The sequence below is a fragment of the Methylobacillus flagellatus KT genome (genome assembly GCF_000013705.1).
Classification (GTDB): domain Bacteria; phylum Pseudomonadota; class Gammaproteobacteria; order Burkholderiales; family Methylophilaceae; genus Methylobacillus; species Methylobacillus flagellatus.
Map to the genome: position 1 here is coordinate 2,889,361 of NC_007947.1, position 15,788 is coordinate 2,905,148.

Annotated in this window: 11 protein-coding genes; all 11 read right to left on the minus strand. The window is 53.5% G+C overall.

The genetic code is table 11. The annotated features are described in order from the left end of the window. Nucleotides 1–114: 114 nt before the first annotated feature. Complete coding sequence (locus MFLA_RS13650; RefSeq protein WP_011480895.1) at nt 115–3,279, minus strand: TonB-dependent receptor; 3,165 nt, start codon at nt 3,277–3,279, stop codon at nt 115–117. A 179-nt stretch (nt 3,280–3,458) separates the two neighbouring features. Next, nucleotides 3,459–4,421, minus strand: a complete 963-nt coding sequence (locus MFLA_RS13655) for a FecR domain-containing protein (protein WP_011480896.1) — start codon at nt 4,419–4,421, stop codon at nt 3,459–3,461. A gap of 13 nt (nt 4,422–4,434) precedes the next feature. Further along, on the minus strand, nt 4,435–4,974 hold the full coding sequence (locus MFLA_RS13660; RefSeq protein ID WP_011480897.1) for a sigma-70 family RNA polymerase sigma factor: 540 nt from the start codon (nt 4,972–4,974) through the stop codon (nt 4,435–4,437). Nucleotides 4,975–5,185: 211 nt separating this feature from the next. Beyond that, complete coding sequence (locus MFLA_RS13665; protein WP_011480898.1) at nt 5,186–5,977, minus strand: DNA adenine methylase; 792 nt, start codon at nt 5,975–5,977, stop codon at nt 5,186–5,188. Between the two features lie 148 nt (nt 5,978–6,125). Continuing rightward, nucleotides 6,126–6,743, minus strand: coding sequence for a hypothetical protein (locus MFLA_RS13670; protein WP_011480899.1), 618 nt, complete (start codon nt 6,741–6,743; stop codon nt 6,126–6,128). Beyond that, the gene (locus MFLA_RS13675) at nt 6,740–7,417 is read right to left on the minus strand and encodes a hypothetical protein (RefSeq protein WP_011480900.1); all 678 of its coding nucleotides are present in this window, start codon (nt 7,415–7,417) and stop codon (nt 6,740–6,742) included. Before MFLA_RS13675 ends, MFLA_RS13670 begins: the two co-directional genes overlap by 4 nt. Before the next feature lie 324 nt (nt 7,418–7,741). Then, nucleotides 7,742–11,257, minus strand: a complete 3,516-nt coding sequence (locus MFLA_RS13685; protein ID WP_011480901.1) for a host specificity factor TipJ family phage tail protein — start codon at nt 11,255–11,257, stop codon at nt 7,742–7,744. Beyond that, on the minus strand, nt 11,254–11,655 hold the full coding sequence (locus MFLA_RS13690; RefSeq protein ID WP_011480902.1) for an NlpC/P60 family protein: 402 nt from the start codon (nt 11,653–11,655) through the stop codon (nt 11,254–11,256). Before MFLA_RS13690 ends, MFLA_RS13685 begins: the two co-directional genes overlap by 4 nt. Further along, nucleotides 11,652–12,194 (minus strand): DUF1833 family protein, encoded by a 543-nt coding sequence (locus MFLA_RS13695; RefSeq protein ID WP_011480903.1) that lies wholly within the window; start codon nt 12,192–12,194, stop codon nt 11,652–11,654. The genes MFLA_RS13690 and MFLA_RS13695 overlap by 4 nt, the downstream gene beginning before the upstream one ends. 9 nt (nt 12,195–12,203) lie before the next feature. Further along, nucleotides 12,204–12,605 (minus strand): hypothetical protein, encoded by a 402-nt coding sequence (locus tag MFLA_RS13700; RefSeq protein ID WP_011480904.1) that lies wholly within the window; start codon nt 12,603–12,605, stop codon nt 12,204–12,206. Continuing rightward, on the minus strand, nt 12,602–15,772 hold the full coding sequence (locus MFLA_RS13705; protein ID WP_011480905.1) for a tape measure protein: 3,171 nt from the start codon (nt 15,770–15,772) through the stop codon (nt 12,602–12,604). The genes MFLA_RS13700 and MFLA_RS13705 overlap by 4 nt, the downstream gene beginning before the upstream one ends. Between the last annotated feature and the right edge of the window lie 16 nt (nt 15,773–15,788).

The window sequence follows — 15,788 nt, forward strand, 5'->3', positions numbered from 1 at the left end:
ATTACAAAAACAATAATTCCAGGGGAAGAAACTGCATCACTGCCATTCCTAAATACTTTATGGCAGCCCATCGTGGCATGAAACTCCTCAATTTAATCGCCAGTGACGACCTAGCTAAATATCGATACGCAAACCGAGCCGCAATGTTCTGCCTGGGGCAGGCATCCAGCTACGCGCGAGCGGGTCCACATAATAGCGGTCCGTCAGGTTCATCGCGGAAAACTCGATCAGGGTATTTTTGGTGATCTGATAATTTGCATAGGCGTCTACCACCGTGGTTGAAGCCCAGTTCACAGGCATGCCGACCAAGTTGCTGGTCAATTTGGTATATTGGGTTTCCCGGTCATATGTTGTGAAATAAGTCACCCGGGTACCGAATTCCAGCCTGTTGTCAAACAAACGGCTGCCTAGCATCAAGTTAAGAGAGTGTTTTGGCTGTTTGGTATTGAGCAAAATACCGTGCGGAAAGCCATAATTGACACATTCTGAAATTTCGCCTGGATAACTCGAATACACAATGGCTTCATTCTTGTCGCAGACCTCATTCCTGAGATTCCTGATGGCGCTGAACTCGGCAAAGAAACGACCACTGTCGAACCGACTTTGAAATTCCACGCCCCTGATTTTCTGCTGGTCAAGGTTGGCAGAAACAAATCCCCTTGTCAGTACCACGGTATCGATCACGTTCTTAATGTTCTGATCGAAATAAGCGATCTTGGCATCCGCTACCGTGCCTTGCTTGAAAAAACGGCTGAAATCATGGCTAAGGCCCACTTCGATATTGCGTGCCTTTTCAGGTTGCAGCGGATCTAGGCCATACATTTCACGGCTATTCAACAAGGCTACATATCCGCCATGCGTTCCTTCAGCCATGGAAGGCATGCGGATATCCTGCGCATAACGGAAATACAAACGTGAATGGAAACCCTTGAAGGTCACACCGAAAGACGGCGCCCAATCGGTATCCTTGACCTTTCCATTTGGAGCCGCACGATTTGCATCGGACAGGTACAAACCGGATGTAGCCTGGATTGCCATGGTCGATAGATCCAGATCACTTACCGAAACAAGACCGCCAAAGGTTGTATCCAGCATTTTCTGCAATTCGGCAAGACCGTTGCTGCTTAGCTTGCCATCACTATCTACCTGCAAAAAGCCTGCCAAACTTCTCCCAGAACGATAGATAGTATTGAGCGTAGTCTCGAGATCAGCAGAGTTAATATAGGTGTCGCTAGAACCTAAAATTCCCGCTCTCGTAAGCGCTCCAGAAATTAATAATGGCACATATCTATCCTGCCTGATTCCAACAAGAAACTGCCTGGCAACCAGTGGTTTCTCCCGATTATCTGCAGCCACTGCGTTGTTCTGCAAATACTCCAAATATCCTTTATCCTTCATGGAAAAAGCCCGGCGCTTGGCCCCTGCATCCAGTTCCAGCCAGCTTAGCGGCTGCCAGTTGAAATTGAAGTAAATATCGTTTTCGTGCCGCTGGCCTCCGCGCACATTGCCAGCCCACCTGGCATTCACATCCAGGGTTTCATACTGGTAATTGCCGCCTACCAGCAGGTTCAAGGTGTCGTGCAACTGGAATTTGTTGCTGACGGAAAATCCGGTGCGGTCGTTCTGTACGTCCAGCCGGTTGGATTGTGCGGTGATGTACTCGCGATCAGGCACGATCTCCACCAATCCGTTCAACGCGCCGCGCCCGGAGAAATCGTCAGAATTGGTCTCGGTCTTCCAGAGCTTGGCCTGCAAGTCGACAAAGCGGTTATCTTCCGGCTTCCAGGCATAATCGAGGTTGTAGGCTTTCTGCTTCGACTCGCCCTCCGGCCATTGAAACACTTGCCCGGTTGCGAGCTGCGCCTCGGTCACGTTGCGGATGGCAGTTGGAGAAATAGCGCCGGTATGCATTTCCGTCGTGCGCACGCCAAAGCCGAGCAACATATTGTCCGTAATGTTCCATTCCCCTTTTGCCAGGAATGATTCGGCCTCGCTGCTGGTATTGGTGACCTCCTTGCCGGCTTTGTAGAACTCGGCAACAGAAGCCGTAACATCGTATTGCTGAGGCAGGCTATCGCTGTACATGCCGGCATTCTGGTATTTCTCGGCGCCATGCCTGCCGGCGAAGTAATTGCCGCGCTTGCGGTAGCTGTAGGCTGCCAGAAGATTGAAATCCTCGTTCTGCCAGGCAACGGCCGCCATTGCCGAGCCGGACTTGGAGTTCAACAATGTAGGGTTGTCGCGAGGCGTCACATTAGTTGGATAGCGGTTGCTGAATTCCTGCGTCAACTGCGTTGCCTCGGCACCATTGTTGACGTGATAAACCTGTCCTTCCGGCATGGTATCGGGGAAGCGCGGGCTGGTAGTGTTGGTCTCACCGTCTATCCTGAGCCGAATGCCAAAGCGCTGACCAGGCTTGAGGATATCCTGTGCGCCAATGGTGCGCAGGGCGATGCCGCCACCACTGGAAGTCTGCACATTGCGGTCAATCGCCGCACCCTTAACCACGGTGCCGCCGGCAATCAGGTTGGGGTCGATGTAGTTGGCATTGTTGGCCCCAACATAAAAACCCTTGCTCTTGGTAATGGCCTGCTCGGTGCCGTCAATCGTCAAGGGAACGCGGCCCTGGCCCTGTATGCCGCGGATGTTGGGGTCGAGCACGTCACCGTTGCGCGCGTCGCCGCTATAGACGCCCACTTGCCCGCGGAAGATATCGGCGACATTGCTGCCCTTGAACTTGGTGAAGTTAGTGTCGTCCATGTAGATGGTGGAGACAGATTGCCGGTAGACGGCGCGCTTTTGATCTTCATCTGGCCGCAGCGCCTGGACTTCGAGCTCCTGCAATGTGACTCCTGCAGCCGGCCGCGAGCTGGCGCCATGAGTGGGCACATTGGGCGGCAGTCTGTACAGGGTGTACCCGTCATTCCCTTGTGGCATCAAGCCCAGGCCGCTGTTACTGAGTATTTGCTCCAGGCCTTCCCTCGGCGTGTAACTGCCTTGCAAACCTGGGCTTTGTTTGCCTGCGACCAATGCAGGGTCGAACGATAATGCGATGTTGTTGGTGACGCTGTAGGTAGTCAGGACATCGTGTAACGACCCTGCCGGAATGTTGTATTGCCTGATTTCCCCTGAAGGTTCCATCGCCATGGCCGGGCGCACAAGCGTCATAGACACGCCCATGCCGGCCAGCATGCCGACCACGGCCACTTGGACTAATTGATGCCGCACTGCCTTCAGCGGCCTGTCATCGCCTCGGCTGGGCGATTTATTGTTTTTCATTCCTTGCTTCCTGTTCTAGAAAATGTTGCTTACCTCTATAAGACGAACAGGAAACAAAAAAGGATCAAAATAAGAATTGTTTGTATTTATTACTGATACTTCGCATGAAAATGCCAGATATGGCTCAAGGCCGGATAGCAGGAGGCGAACTGATCTTGGCCTGCAGTTAGCCGCTGCAATCAGGATGCGGGGCTAAGATTGATCCAATAAGGCGAAACCCTGGCCACGCTTATAGGCAGGGTGCGTTGCAGAAGGTTGAGGGTACGGCCGATCTCGGTGAGCGGGAAGGTGCCGGAAACACGCAGTCTGCCGATGTCGGGATGGCAGCGCAGCACGCCCACATGATAACGCCGCAGCTCATCCACCACGGCAGCAAGGGGCTGGTCGCGCACCACCAGCATGCCGTGCGTCCATGCCTCCTGGGCCTCGGAAACCGGCCTGGGCTGTTGTACGTCCATGGCACCAAATTCTGTCTGCGATCCTGCCTGGATAATGGTTTTGCGATTTGGACTGGATTTGGGGGTGATTTCGACTGCGCTATCAAACACGGCAAGATGGCTGCTGTGATCCAGTTGCCGAATACTGAACCGGGTGCCCAGCGCACGCGCCATGCCATCCCTGGTCTGCACCCTGAATGGACGGTTCCTGCCGCTTGGATCGGTCGCAGTGGTAATGTGCAGCTCGCCTCGCTTCAATCTCACCAGCCGCTGATGCTGATCATAGATGACGTCGATGCTGGTTGCGGTATTGAGAACCAGCGCAGTACCGTCCGCAAGCTTGATATGCTGCTGCCTGCCGGTAGCTACATGGTAATCGCTGGTGTATCCCAGCCAGGGCTGCGTCCTCCATGCCTGCCATGCTGCCGGACTGAGCGCCAGCAATACAGCGAGCTTCTTGATCGCGCGGCGGCGGGCAGGGGAGACAGGACGCTGCAATGCAGCTTTTCCCAGTTCCGGCGGCAGTGTATGGACAATGCCGATGAATTGCTGTGCACGTTGCCATGCCACTTCATGCTGCTCGCTTTGCGAGCGCCAGCGTTCTATTTCGGCATCATTGACAGCATTGCCTTCCCCGGAATGCATTTGCACCAGCCAGTCCGCCGCCTGTTCCAGTATGCTGGGATCGATATCGAGAGGTTTCATGGTGCCCGGCCTCCTATAGCAGCTCTACCTGCATGCAGGCGAAGAATGCCTTGTGCATGTGGCGCTTGATGGTGGGTACAGAGCAATCCAATTGTTCTGCAATGGCAGCATAAGTCATGCCGTCCAGCTGGGAGAGCAGGAACACCTGCCTGGTGGCGGGCGGCAGGGATTGCAACACCTTGTCCACCTGCTCCAGCGCCTCGAACACCAACAGGGATTGCTCCGGCGAAGGCACTTCCTGCTCCGGCAGCAGGGAGATGGCCGCCAGGTAGGCTTGCTCCAGTTCCTTGCGCCGCCAATGGTCGATGACCAGATTCCTGGCGATGGAGGATAAGTAAGCCCGCGGCTGATCGAGGTTGGCGATATTGGAGCGCGCAGCCATCACACGAATAAAAGTGTCCTGCACCAAGTCCGCCGCCTGCTCGCTACAGCCCAGTTTCCCGCGCAACCAGTTATGCAGCCAGCCACGGTGATGGCTGTATAACTGCTCCACATGACAGATCGTCATTTCAGTTTTGCACTCATCCTGGATATGAATTTGAACTGTCAGCATGGATTGACAATCCGACGCGATTATCGCAAATAAGAACTATTAGCATCATGATAAACCACGGTCAATTGAAGCCGCGCGCGATAAATTCGCGCTCTGAATTGCGATAATTCAGATTATTCCGCTTTGCACATTTTGCAAATATCTTGCGCATCTTAAAAAGGCTGGCCATTGAAATGCTGGCCAACCAAGGTTAGATCACAATACCAACAGGTTAAGGATTCCAGGACGTGATAATCAACTCTCTGGCCTTGCCCTTGTCTTTTCCTCCGCCTCCCACTGTGTAATTGATATCGACGTGCTTCATGGCCAGGCCAGCAAACGCCTGGCGCATCTCAGGAATGTCATTCACGCTGATGATCATCTTGCCTTTAATAACCCTAGCCAGCTCAGCCATCCGAGCATACTGCTCTAACCCGAATACCACGCCATAGCCTTCTGTGCCCCAGTAGGGAGGATCGCAATATATAAGAGTATGGTCGCGATCATACTTGCGAATGCAATCCTCCCAAGGCAAGTGCTCGATGTAGGTCCGGTCAAGGCGTAAGTGCGCTGCGGACAGATCTTCCTCAAGACGGCTGAATGCCAGCTTGGGCGGCGAAGTTGTCGCCGTGCCGAAAGTTTGGCCACTGACCTTACCGCCGAATGCCAGCTTCTGTAGATAGAAAAAACGCGCAGCACGCTGGATATCCGTGAGTGTTTCTTCCGGTGTGATCTGCATCCATTTGAATATCTGACGCGACGTCAGCGCCCATTTGAACTGGCGGATGAACTCCTCGAGATGGTGCCGCACGACGCGGTAGAGATTGACCAGCTCGCCGTTGATGTCATTGAGGACCTCAACCTTTGCTGGCGCCTTGAGGAAGTAGAGTGCCGCCGCGCCGCAGAATGGCTCCACGTAGCACGAATGCTCGGGAAACAAAGGCAGGATATGCTTAGCCAACCGACGCTTGCCGCCTATCCAAGGAATGATGGGTGATGAAGAGAATGGGACTGTATTGCACATAATGCAAAACCTTTCGCTGTGGTGAAAATTGCGCTAGGATTCCCCCGCTGCGTCGACGTGGCAGGGAGCCCTGGCTTTGATTCACAGTCCTGTTTACTGTGGCTTGAAGGGCGGTGGCCATGTTGGCGCATGGTCACCGTCGCTCTCTCTATTGATTCCAGGCAATCACTTCAAGCTCGGTTTCTGAGCGTGCCAACTGAATCAGCGTTTGCAGTTGAGCATGTCGTTGCCGATGCCCAAGGATGACTGCATAACTATCCCGTCCAACCTGCTGTATCTGGGCAGCTGTGTGAGATCGGAACTCCCATACACCCTCAATAGACCTGCATTTGAATGGATAAAGCTGATCAGGATCGCTGTCAGGAAGGGTGGAACGCATCACCGAGGAAGATAGGTTCGCTTGGTCCTCTAAGTCTGATGGATATTGATGCGGACTACCCAACGCCAGTGACTGAAACCCGGCAAGAATCGCATCTTCACAAGCCTTTCGTATCACTTCGCTTTTTGCTGACCGAGCGGCATCCATGTCAAATACCCAGGATTCAACTTCGTTTTGCCAGTGATAATAAGGTCCAGGTGAGGCTGGGCGCTGATACCATCCATCCTTGTAGTACCAGTCATTCAATATTTCGTGATGGCTGATATTGTTGGAGAACTCCCTCCATATCCCACCGTGTTCATACTGACCATCAGAATAAGTATTATCTAGCGCAGGGGTGACAACCTGAATGGGAAGGCCATTTTTGATTAATGCAAAATTTTTCATGGGTTGAAATATCCAATTAGAGTTTGCATAGGTTCCCCATAAGACCTGATACCAGTTCCCCACCATCCCAGTTGGCCTATACGCACGGTGTTCTGATTAACCAACCAAATGCCAGATGTCGCTAACCCATATCCGCTTTCTGTGAAATGAGTGTTGACAGAGAAATACCGTTTGCCAAAGGGAATGGTTGGCAGAGCCACGTCAACATAATATGTATAGCCTGGGAACAAGGTGCTGATAGAGTGGATCATATCGATAGCCATGTATTTTTCAGCACTTGAGAAGACTATTGAATTGTTTTCATCTTGCAGCACTACACCGTATTGAGGCGGGCTAATCAATAAGTCAGGCATTGGGGCTAGCACAACATAGTCCACATTGAAACCAACACCACTAGACTCCGAAGTAGTAAAGCTGAAAAATTGGAATGAAGTATAGTCCGCTCTGCCAGAGCATAAATCATAAGACCAGTTATAAGAACCGTATGTACCAGCTGGCGGGCTGACCATCACAATGGGTATGAACCCCATATTTGGATAGGTGATCCTCCAGCCACTGTAATACCAGTCATATGCGACGGTGCCGTATTGAATAACTCTCATATTTTTCAATGCCCCATCAATCTGGACAAAACCCGATTTATTAAGAACTTCAATTAGATATTCATCAATCACAGTATCAGCCTCTAAAAATCCACAATTGCAACGTCCCTATCAGCCCCATGTTCGGTGATACATGAGCTGTAATATTCAATCCCCCATTGTTAAAAGTCCCGTAAATTCCCCCCGACGCATACCCAAGGATCACCAATATCCAAGTTCCATCATTAGTGGCTCCGGGAAGGTTGTAGCTCAACGTGTAGGTCGCACCGTTACGACCGCCAGCCCAATTTACGGACTGTGTAATCAGAGTGTGTAGCCTGAAATATCTGCCCTCGGTTGAAAACTGCAGCTTGTTTTGTTCGTCCCAAACCCATACTCCATACTCATCTTCAGTACTCATGTGGCCGACCACTTGCCAATTAACACCCGGCGTGCGCCGGATGGGCTGCGCACTACCAGCCTGCTACTTTGCTCTAGCGCGAGGCCAACAGTCCCATCCGGGCCAACCAAGTCCAAATCCCCGCCGGAATCAACCTTGAACCTATTATTGATATTCAACGACCCACCTGTAATGTGCGCTGCCTGCAGCTCTATAGCCGCCTGAATAATGCCGCCAATGATCTGATTGCCGATCACCGCTGGCTGCGCACGTTCATAGCCAATGGCATCTCCTTTCCACTGATACAAGCTCTGTTCATTGATCACATACACAATGTCGCCCATGTTTGAGTCGGGGATATCCATCGATTGGGGCACGCCGCCCAATGCAATTGGCGAGGCGGTGATCTCCGAACTAATGTTCAGGCTGTCTTTGCCAAAGGTGTCGTAGAGCGCAACTCTGAAGTATTGAGGCACACCTGCGCCTAGTCCACCAAAGCCACGTGAGAAGCCTGGCCCATCATAGACCAGGGTATCCAGGCTGGGAGTAAAGCCAGAAATGGCGCTCATCCAGATCATCATCCCGGCCACGTCGGTATCTGCAGGAGGATTAACGTTCACTGTCAGCGCACCTGGTCCGGCCGTGATACTCAGCCCTGTTGGTGCTGCCACTTGAGGATTTTCGGCATTCAGGTACGTCGTGGCCTCTGAGGCAGAGTCAATGCTATAGGCCCGGACGCCAATACGTAATATGCGCCAGGGTCCGCCGTCTGCGATCGCATCCTCATAGGTGTACTCGAACTCGGGTTGCTTAAGGTTCTGCACCGTGCGTTTGAGCGTCAGACCAGCCCCGGCATAAATCGTCACGGTATAAGTTACATTACCCACAACTGGATTCCACAGCCATTTGGCCGATCGTCCAACAAACGGCTGGGCCAATATCAGGCCAGTGACAGAGGGTAATGCAGCAGCATTGCTGAAAGGAGCGCCAGTCCAGACCGTGCGCAACCCTTGTGCCTGGCCAACCGCTGAAATCGCAACCTGAATGATCCCTGGTCGCACAGGAAACGTAATACTGTTGTTGGTGGGCTGGCCAACTGGTTGCCAACTGTCTCCATCGTCATAGCTGACTTCCACCACATAATATTCCGCACCAGGAGAAGGCACCCAATTGGCCTGCGCCATCGGCATATCAGGCGTGCCACCTGGTAGTACGGTCAAGCCAGAAACAGCAGGACGGCTGACTTGTACTGGTAGATTCCAGTCTGATGGTGTTTCAGGAGGCAAGCCACTATCTGCGGTATGCACTTCAGGGGCCTCAATCACCAGGCTGATCTCGACACGGTCCCTGGATCGGGGACGAATGCCACGCGCCAGCATCATGCGTGGCTGGCCAACACCAAAACGGTATGAAGTGCGCTCCCGGTCAGTGCCAGTATCAGGCGTAAAATCCAATGGCGTATCCAGGACGGCTTCGTAATCGGTTGCACCAGGTGTTGCGCGGTATGGACCATCGTAGTCCCCATTCCTGCGTCTAAATGCAAAAAAGTGGTTAGCGCCACCTGTTGACCAGGTCAGTGGCTCGGATGTTGTAATCGTCCTGGACACTGCATCGTATTCCATCACATCGCCACTATATTGGCCCACGTCCCGCGCTGCAGCGATGGCCAGCATGTCGCCATAGGTCGGGATAAACCCGTCCATCTCGGTGGTCAGTGTGGATAATTCACGGCGATAGCGGTTGTTGGCCAGCGTGTACATGCCGTGCTGCCAAACCTGTTTACGCGTGGTCATGCCAAACACGCGCGGGATCTCTTTAGGATTGCCTGGTGCGCTTTCATCAAGCTGACAAGTGACCGTTTTTTCGCTCCAGGTTTCTTCATCCCAATAGGGAATTACCAGCGCATCCGCCGTTTGCTCGGTCGGCAGTAGATATTGAGTCTTGAAGCTACCTTTAATGATGTTCCTGGCATTGAACAATCCCACAGGCATTGCTTGCGGTTGGTCACGCCAAACATACCAGATCCCACCTTGTTGATAAGGCTGCGCACGTCCTACCAAGGCAATGTTCTTTACCGCGTCGAACAAGGTATTCTGAGTATCGAAGACGCCATTGAAAGTATCACCGCGCGCCGCCCAGGTCTGATCCAGGGATAACAACCCATCCAGGTCAATGCGTTTCTGCGGCAGTTTTCCGCCGTAACTCGCCATCAAGGCATCCGCAATCGCCCATGCGATCGAGCGCGTAGCCACCGGTGCAGACCAGGCAACACCATTCCATACACGTAGCTTGGAAGTGGCGATCAAATTGAATCGGCGGCTGGACTGCGAACTCAGACTGTTTGTTGCACGCATGCGTATGGCCACCATGGTCACATTGCCGTAAGACTGATTGCCAGGCATGTAGCCACGCAATGCAGTCCAGGTCACATCGTTGGCTGCCCGGCTGGAAGTGTCTTTACCACTTGATCGCTGAACCCGGACTTCATATCGGCCTGGTGTGACTTCGTAACGGTAGCTGTTGCGAATCACAGTCTGACTAGCGGCGCTAAAGGTCTCAACACCAAGCGTTTGCCATTCATCCAGTGGGTTTCCATCGGTATCGATCAGGCGAGCCTCAACCGCCACAGTGACAGACCTTGCGGTCAAGCCGCCTTGATCATTTGCATAGTAAAGACCTCGAGGGGCAACAATATCGACTGCGATCGCATTGAGTTGCTGCGAGGCACCACAAGCAGGAAATCCGCCAGTCCAGGTGTTTTCCAATTCCTGGCCCGCCACTTCAGGTGCCGTGTAAACATTGGTCGGGAACAAGGTCACCAGTTCGCCTGGCTGTACGATCTCGACCGTCACCTCGGGGAAGTTCTCGATCGGAGATTCTTCCATCCGCAATGCTTCAAGCTCATATTCCCCAAGGCCAACGCAAAAGAGCTGGTAAAGATACTGTTCATTACCCGCATATTCCGTATAAGGCATGGCGGCCAAGTCAGGGTAAACCTTATGGCGGCCATAGATTTTAGGGATGGGCTGGCCAAGTCGCGCTTGATTGCCCTGAGAGCCAATGGAATAAGTAGGTGAAGGTGCAGCTAGAGACTGCATCTTCATGCTGGCGGGTGTGTTTGTGACCGGCAATACCGCATTGATCACAGCCATGCCGACCATGCCTACGGCAATGTTGATCATGGTAGCGGTGGCACCAGTTGCAACCATGCCACCGACACCACCCATTGCGCCCATCGTACCGCCAAGTCCTCCTGTGACATACATGACAGCGACCATCATCACGATGCGCAATGGGTTCGATCCACCTCCACCACCTCCACGGACCAGGATGGAAAAGATGACGATATCGCCATCTTCAACACACCTGCTCCATTGCGGCCTGAGCAGTGGTTTGCCATTCAAATGGCAGATGAAAGGCATGGCAGTCTGTGGTGCCAACGCTGCAATCCTGCGGCGCCTCCTGATCTCGGTCACCGTCCGATTTTGCGCAGGCGCAAAGGGATTGCGCACGGTGATAACAGTTGCCTTCATGTCCCTTGCCCTTTCCAACGGTAGTAGCCTGTGACCTTGAACCCCATGCTGGCCAGATGCTTGGGCATGGAAAAAACAACACCCGCACCTTGTACGCAGTGAAGAATCCCGCCCCCATCGCCTATCCACACACCTACGTGCGTCGGCACCTTGGACTGGCTCATCAGCACAGCATCCCCATCCTTAGGCAAAGCCACCTCTTCCCAATGCTGGCGCTCTGGGTTTTGTTGCAGTGCTTGTACGCAATTGCGCACCATCTGTGCATCAACGTAATAAGGCGGGATCTCGCGGCCATAGTGTGCAGCCTGAATCTGCCTGAAGAACTGGAAGCAATCGCGCTGGCCGTTGATCCAAGGCAAGCCCATGTATGCCGCTGCCCAATGCTGTTGCCCACTCATCGTGATAGTCCAGGGAAGCGTGTGGCCGTATAGTTTTCATTCGGGAATGGGCGCTGTGCCTCATTGCCAAAGGTGGCTCTGGCCGTAATGGACTCATCGTCCGCGTTGACATTGTCGAGCTGGAACTCCATTGGCGGGTTATTCTGTGGTTGTGTTTTATCGCTCAGCAGGTACAGGCGGTACATACCGATGACAGGATAAGGAGATCGTGTGGCGGCCCGGATTTGAGTCTCGATTTCCGGTGTAATGTTATTCAATGTGATATCCATGGCAGGTCCAGCAACCGAATCCACCTCCGGCTTGGTCAGCTCAAACGCCATCCTGACAAACAGCACGCTCTCACCAGGGTTCAATGGCGCATCATCTTCCAGGGTGAGGTAATGATCGACGTTGTCCAGGACAACGCGAATGGCAGATGGATCGCCGTTCTGGTCGACAAAATTAGGGTGACGGAACTCCAGAGTGTTCAGCTCCACCTCGCCAACAGGGTTGCTGGCATAGGCTTCTTTAATCGCTTCTTCAAGTGTGGGATCAGGCATGGTTAAAACTCACAAGTACTGTGCAAGCTCGGCCTTACTCATCAATGGCCGGTTGCGGATTTCAAGATCAAAAGTCACGGTGAACACGCCTTTGCCGTCGTAGCGGCCTTTGAACTTTCCCTCAATCATGCGCACCTCGATCTCCGTTACTCCCTGGCCATTGGCCCAGGGGAACAAGAACCAATCATTGCCAAGATGCAATTCATGGGCGTGCCAGGCTTCAAAAATCGCCATCTCGTGCTGGTTGAACTCCAGCTTGACGTTCGGTGTATTGGTCAGCGGTTCGGTCTGTGCTTGGCGCTGGCGTGGCACGCCAACCTCCATTTGGCTGCGGCGTGAGGTCGGTACTGGCTCAATACCATGGCCAACGGCAAATGGTGTGGGTAGGCTAGATGGCCAGGTCGCTGTCATCCCAAGGCTCCTGCTGAAGGATTCAGGCCATATTTGGCTTCAAGTGTTGGGCCTAGGCCACGGCCACGCTCTATATCGCGGCCCATGATGTCAGTCAGGGTTTCCACCATCACTTGCAGATTTAATTCGCCGTTATCGCCAGTGCTTTGAGTGACCGTGGCTTGTGTGCCTGCTGCCTCGAAAATCTGCACGTTGACCACTTGCTGGCCACCAGTGCCAACAGGGGCCAGGTTCTTCATCTGCTCTGCAGTAAAAACACCTTCACCCTTACGGCCAATAATAGGGATTTCATCGCCCAAGATGCCACCAGAATGGAAGCGTGGTGCACCATCGAATACATCTGAAGAGACATACCGAAGCGCCGTACTCTCGCTGCCCAGGATGCCGCCGGTGTGATTGGTACCGATCCAGCGACCGACTCCACCTGGCACCGTGCCGGAGCTGCCATATGAAGGCACTGTAGAATTGCTGCCACCAAACCAACTACCCATGTCCAGGGCACCAAAAATTCCCTCCATCATCTTCTGCGCGGCAACCTTGGCCAGGCTTTGCTCCAGGGCGCTGAAGAAATCCTGCATGTTGAGCTTGCCAGTCTGGAAGAAGGTGGCCAGCACGTTCTCCATGCTTTGGAAACTGCTGTTGAACAAGTCACGTGCTTGCGTAGCGCCATTGCTGATCGCGTCGCGGTATTCTCCAATCGCAGTGCGCGCGCCATATTCAAAAGTGCGGTTGGCTCCACTCACTACCGCCTGAAGCTGCTCGATGTCGAGCTGAGCCTGTCGTATCCTGTCGCTCAGTTCCCGGGTTGGGCTCTGCTGATAGGCTTGTTCCAATGCCGTCAATTGCGCTTGGCGCAATGGAATTTCCTGCTGCTGTAGACCAATGAGTCGCCGCCTGGCTTCGAATTCGGTCAGGATGCCCGCATTCTTCTGGATATCCACACGCCTGGTTTCGTCAGTGATGCGGGCGAGTGAGGCATTGAGCTCGGTTTCAATCTGATTCAATCGACCGCTGGCCAATTCGACATTGATCAGCTTTTCTATCAGCTCTATACCAGCCTCGTTGCCTTCAGCCTTCATCCTGGCCAGGCTGGCGCTGTACTTCTGAGCCACCTGCAGGCGGGCGGCATCCTCCAGCTGCCCCTGCGATTGCAGCAGCTGGGCTGTCATGGCCATACCTTGCCGCGCCATTTCCAGATTAGCCGCACGCTCTGCTTCCATGTTGGCAGCACGGCTATTGGCACGTTGCTGGTCCAGGGCATTCAACTCGGACTGCAGTTTAACAATATTGGTCTCATTGCCAGCTGCGCCAACGTTATCGCCTCTTGCCCTGGCTGCAGCCGCCGCCGCTTGCTCATTGGCAATCTTTTGCTCAATCCGGGATACCTGGCGATTGTAATAATCGTCCTCGATCGTTTCGCGCTGGACGTAATACTCACGGTAGCTGATCAGGGCCTGCTGCAGGCCGGTATCCAGAGCCTTCAGCTCGGCGTCATAGATGAATTTCTCGGTATTGCGGCCAGACTCTGCACGTGCGTTTTCCAGCTGACGCATAGCATTGGCCAGCGGATCGCTATTGCTCTTTTTGGCCGATGCCTCGGCCTTGCCTTTGATGACATCGATGTGCGACAAGTGGGCCTCATAGGCGGCTTTATAACGTGGAGAGTCCTTCTCCATGCCCTCGACCAATTTCTCAAATGCCTTGCGTTCTTCTTCCAGCGCTGACGCAAGCTTTTGCGACCTTGTCTGCCACTTCTCAGTATTGATAAATTTATCCAAGGCATTCTGCTGCGCCTTGTCACGCAACGCTGCAGCGTTCTTTGCGGATTCAGATTCGCCAACTTCTTCGGCAGGAGTATCCAGGCCAGCCCGGTTGCGGATTGCCTGGACCTCGGCATCAATGGCGGCCAATCGAGCCTGTCGGCGAGCAAGAGTATTGGATGGATCAAGGTTGTTGCCTCCCTCGAGCAGGAACTGCCGCTCGCGGTCCAGCTTGGCCAGGCGCTCTGGCGCATTGGCGCGGGCATTCAAATCGGCCAGTTCCCCCCTATCGAATACAAAGTGATTGAACCACTTGAGTGCATCGGTCGAACCTTCCGTCACGCGCAATACCAGTTCCATGATCAGGCTCTCGCCTAATGATCGCTTGAACTCCAGATAGGCATTGGAGAGACGATTTAACTGCGCTTGGGCGCTACTGGCAGCGCTTTGTGGGTTATCGCCTAGTGTCCTGGTCAACTCATCTGCAAATCTGGGCAGAAACTCATCAGACACCACAGCCCCATCTTCAAGCAGCTTATCCAGCTCTTGTGTCGTCACGCCCATCGCGCGTGCAGCCACATTGAACGCGCCAGGTAGACGTTCACCCAATTGGCCACGCAATTCCTCAGCCTGCACCGTACCTTTGCTGATCATCTGCGAGATGGCAAGCAAGGCACCATTGGTTTCATCAGCAGACAGCCTCATCACCACTGACGCCTTGGCGATTGATTCGAACACCTCCCGTGTTTTCTCGCCCTCGATGGAGGTACCTCTAGTCGCGGCAGAAAACTTCGTATACCCGACAATCGCACCTTCAAGATTTAGGCCCAGCTGATCCGCAGTGCGTGTGATGTAATCCATTTCCACTGCTGCCAGGTGTTGGCTGCCTGTGGCGTAGACCAGTGTGTTGTTGTATTTTTCGAAGTTGAGATTGGCTTGGACGATCTGTTTGGTGAAATCGACAACTTGGCTCACTGCAAAAGCAGCGGCGGCATAATGGCCGACCCGGGCGATTATGGATGCATGGCGCTCCCCTGACTGTACTGCCTGGGAGGTTTCATTATTGAGGGATGCCAAACCTTGCTTGTACTGGCTCAGATTGATCAGGCCAGCAGCATAACTCCGGCGCAGTGTAGATTGGCCTTCCTCCAGGCGCTTCGTCTCACGGTAGGCGCTATCGATACGCTTCATCAACGTATCCAGCTCACTCGCCAGGCGACGCTGCTCATCCCCTAATGCACGCGTGGAAGCCGCAGCTGCAGTTTGGGCACTACGGGATCTCTCCATGCTGGCAGCCGCAGCGGCTTGTGCCTTGTTGGCATCTGCCTGGGCTTTACCGACCGCCTTGATCTCATCCAGGGCAATCCGGCCATCCGCCGTTATCTTGATCTGTAGGGTTTTTTCCATTTTAGGGCTACAATCC

Bases quoted from the DNA above. Each gene is read 5' to 3' on its own strand.
- MFLA_RS13650 (WP_011480895.1), bottom strand. From the start codon at position 3,279: ATGAAAAACAATAAATCGCCCAGCCGAGGCGATGACAGGCCGCTGAAG.
- MFLA_RS13655 (WP_011480896.1), bottom strand. From the start codon at position 4,421: ATGAAACCTCTCGATATCGATCCCAGCATACTGGAACAGGCGGCGGAC.
- MFLA_RS13660 (WP_011480897.1), bottom strand. From the start codon at position 4,974: ATGCTGACAGTTCAAATTCATATCCAGGATGAGTGCAAAACTGAAATG.
- MFLA_RS13665 (WP_011480898.1), bottom strand. From the start codon at position 5,977: ATGTGCAATACAGTCCCATTCTCTTCATCACCCATCATTCCTTGGATA.
- MFLA_RS13670 (WP_011480899.1), bottom strand. From the start codon at position 6,743: ATGAAAAATTTTGCATTAATCAAAAATGGCCTTCCCATTCAGGTTGTC.
- MFLA_RS13685 (WP_011480901.1), bottom strand. From the start codon at position 11,257: ATGAAGGCAACTGTTATCACCGTGCGCAATCCCTTTGCGCCTGCGCAA.
- MFLA_RS13690 (WP_011480902.1), bottom strand. From the start codon at position 11,655: ATGAGTGGGCAACAGCATTGGGCAGCGGCATACATGGGCTTGCCTTGG.
- MFLA_RS13695 (WP_011480903.1), bottom strand. From the start codon at position 12,194: ATGCCTGATCCCACACTTGAAGAAGCGATTAAAGAAGCCTATGCCAGC.
- MFLA_RS13700 (WP_011480904.1), bottom strand. From the start codon at position 12,605: ATGACAGCGACCTGGCCATCTAGCCTACCCACACCATTTGCCGTTGGC.
- MFLA_RS13705 (WP_011480905.1), bottom strand. From the start codon at position 15,772: ATGGAAAAAACCCTACAGATCAAGATAACGGCGGATGGCCGGATTGCC.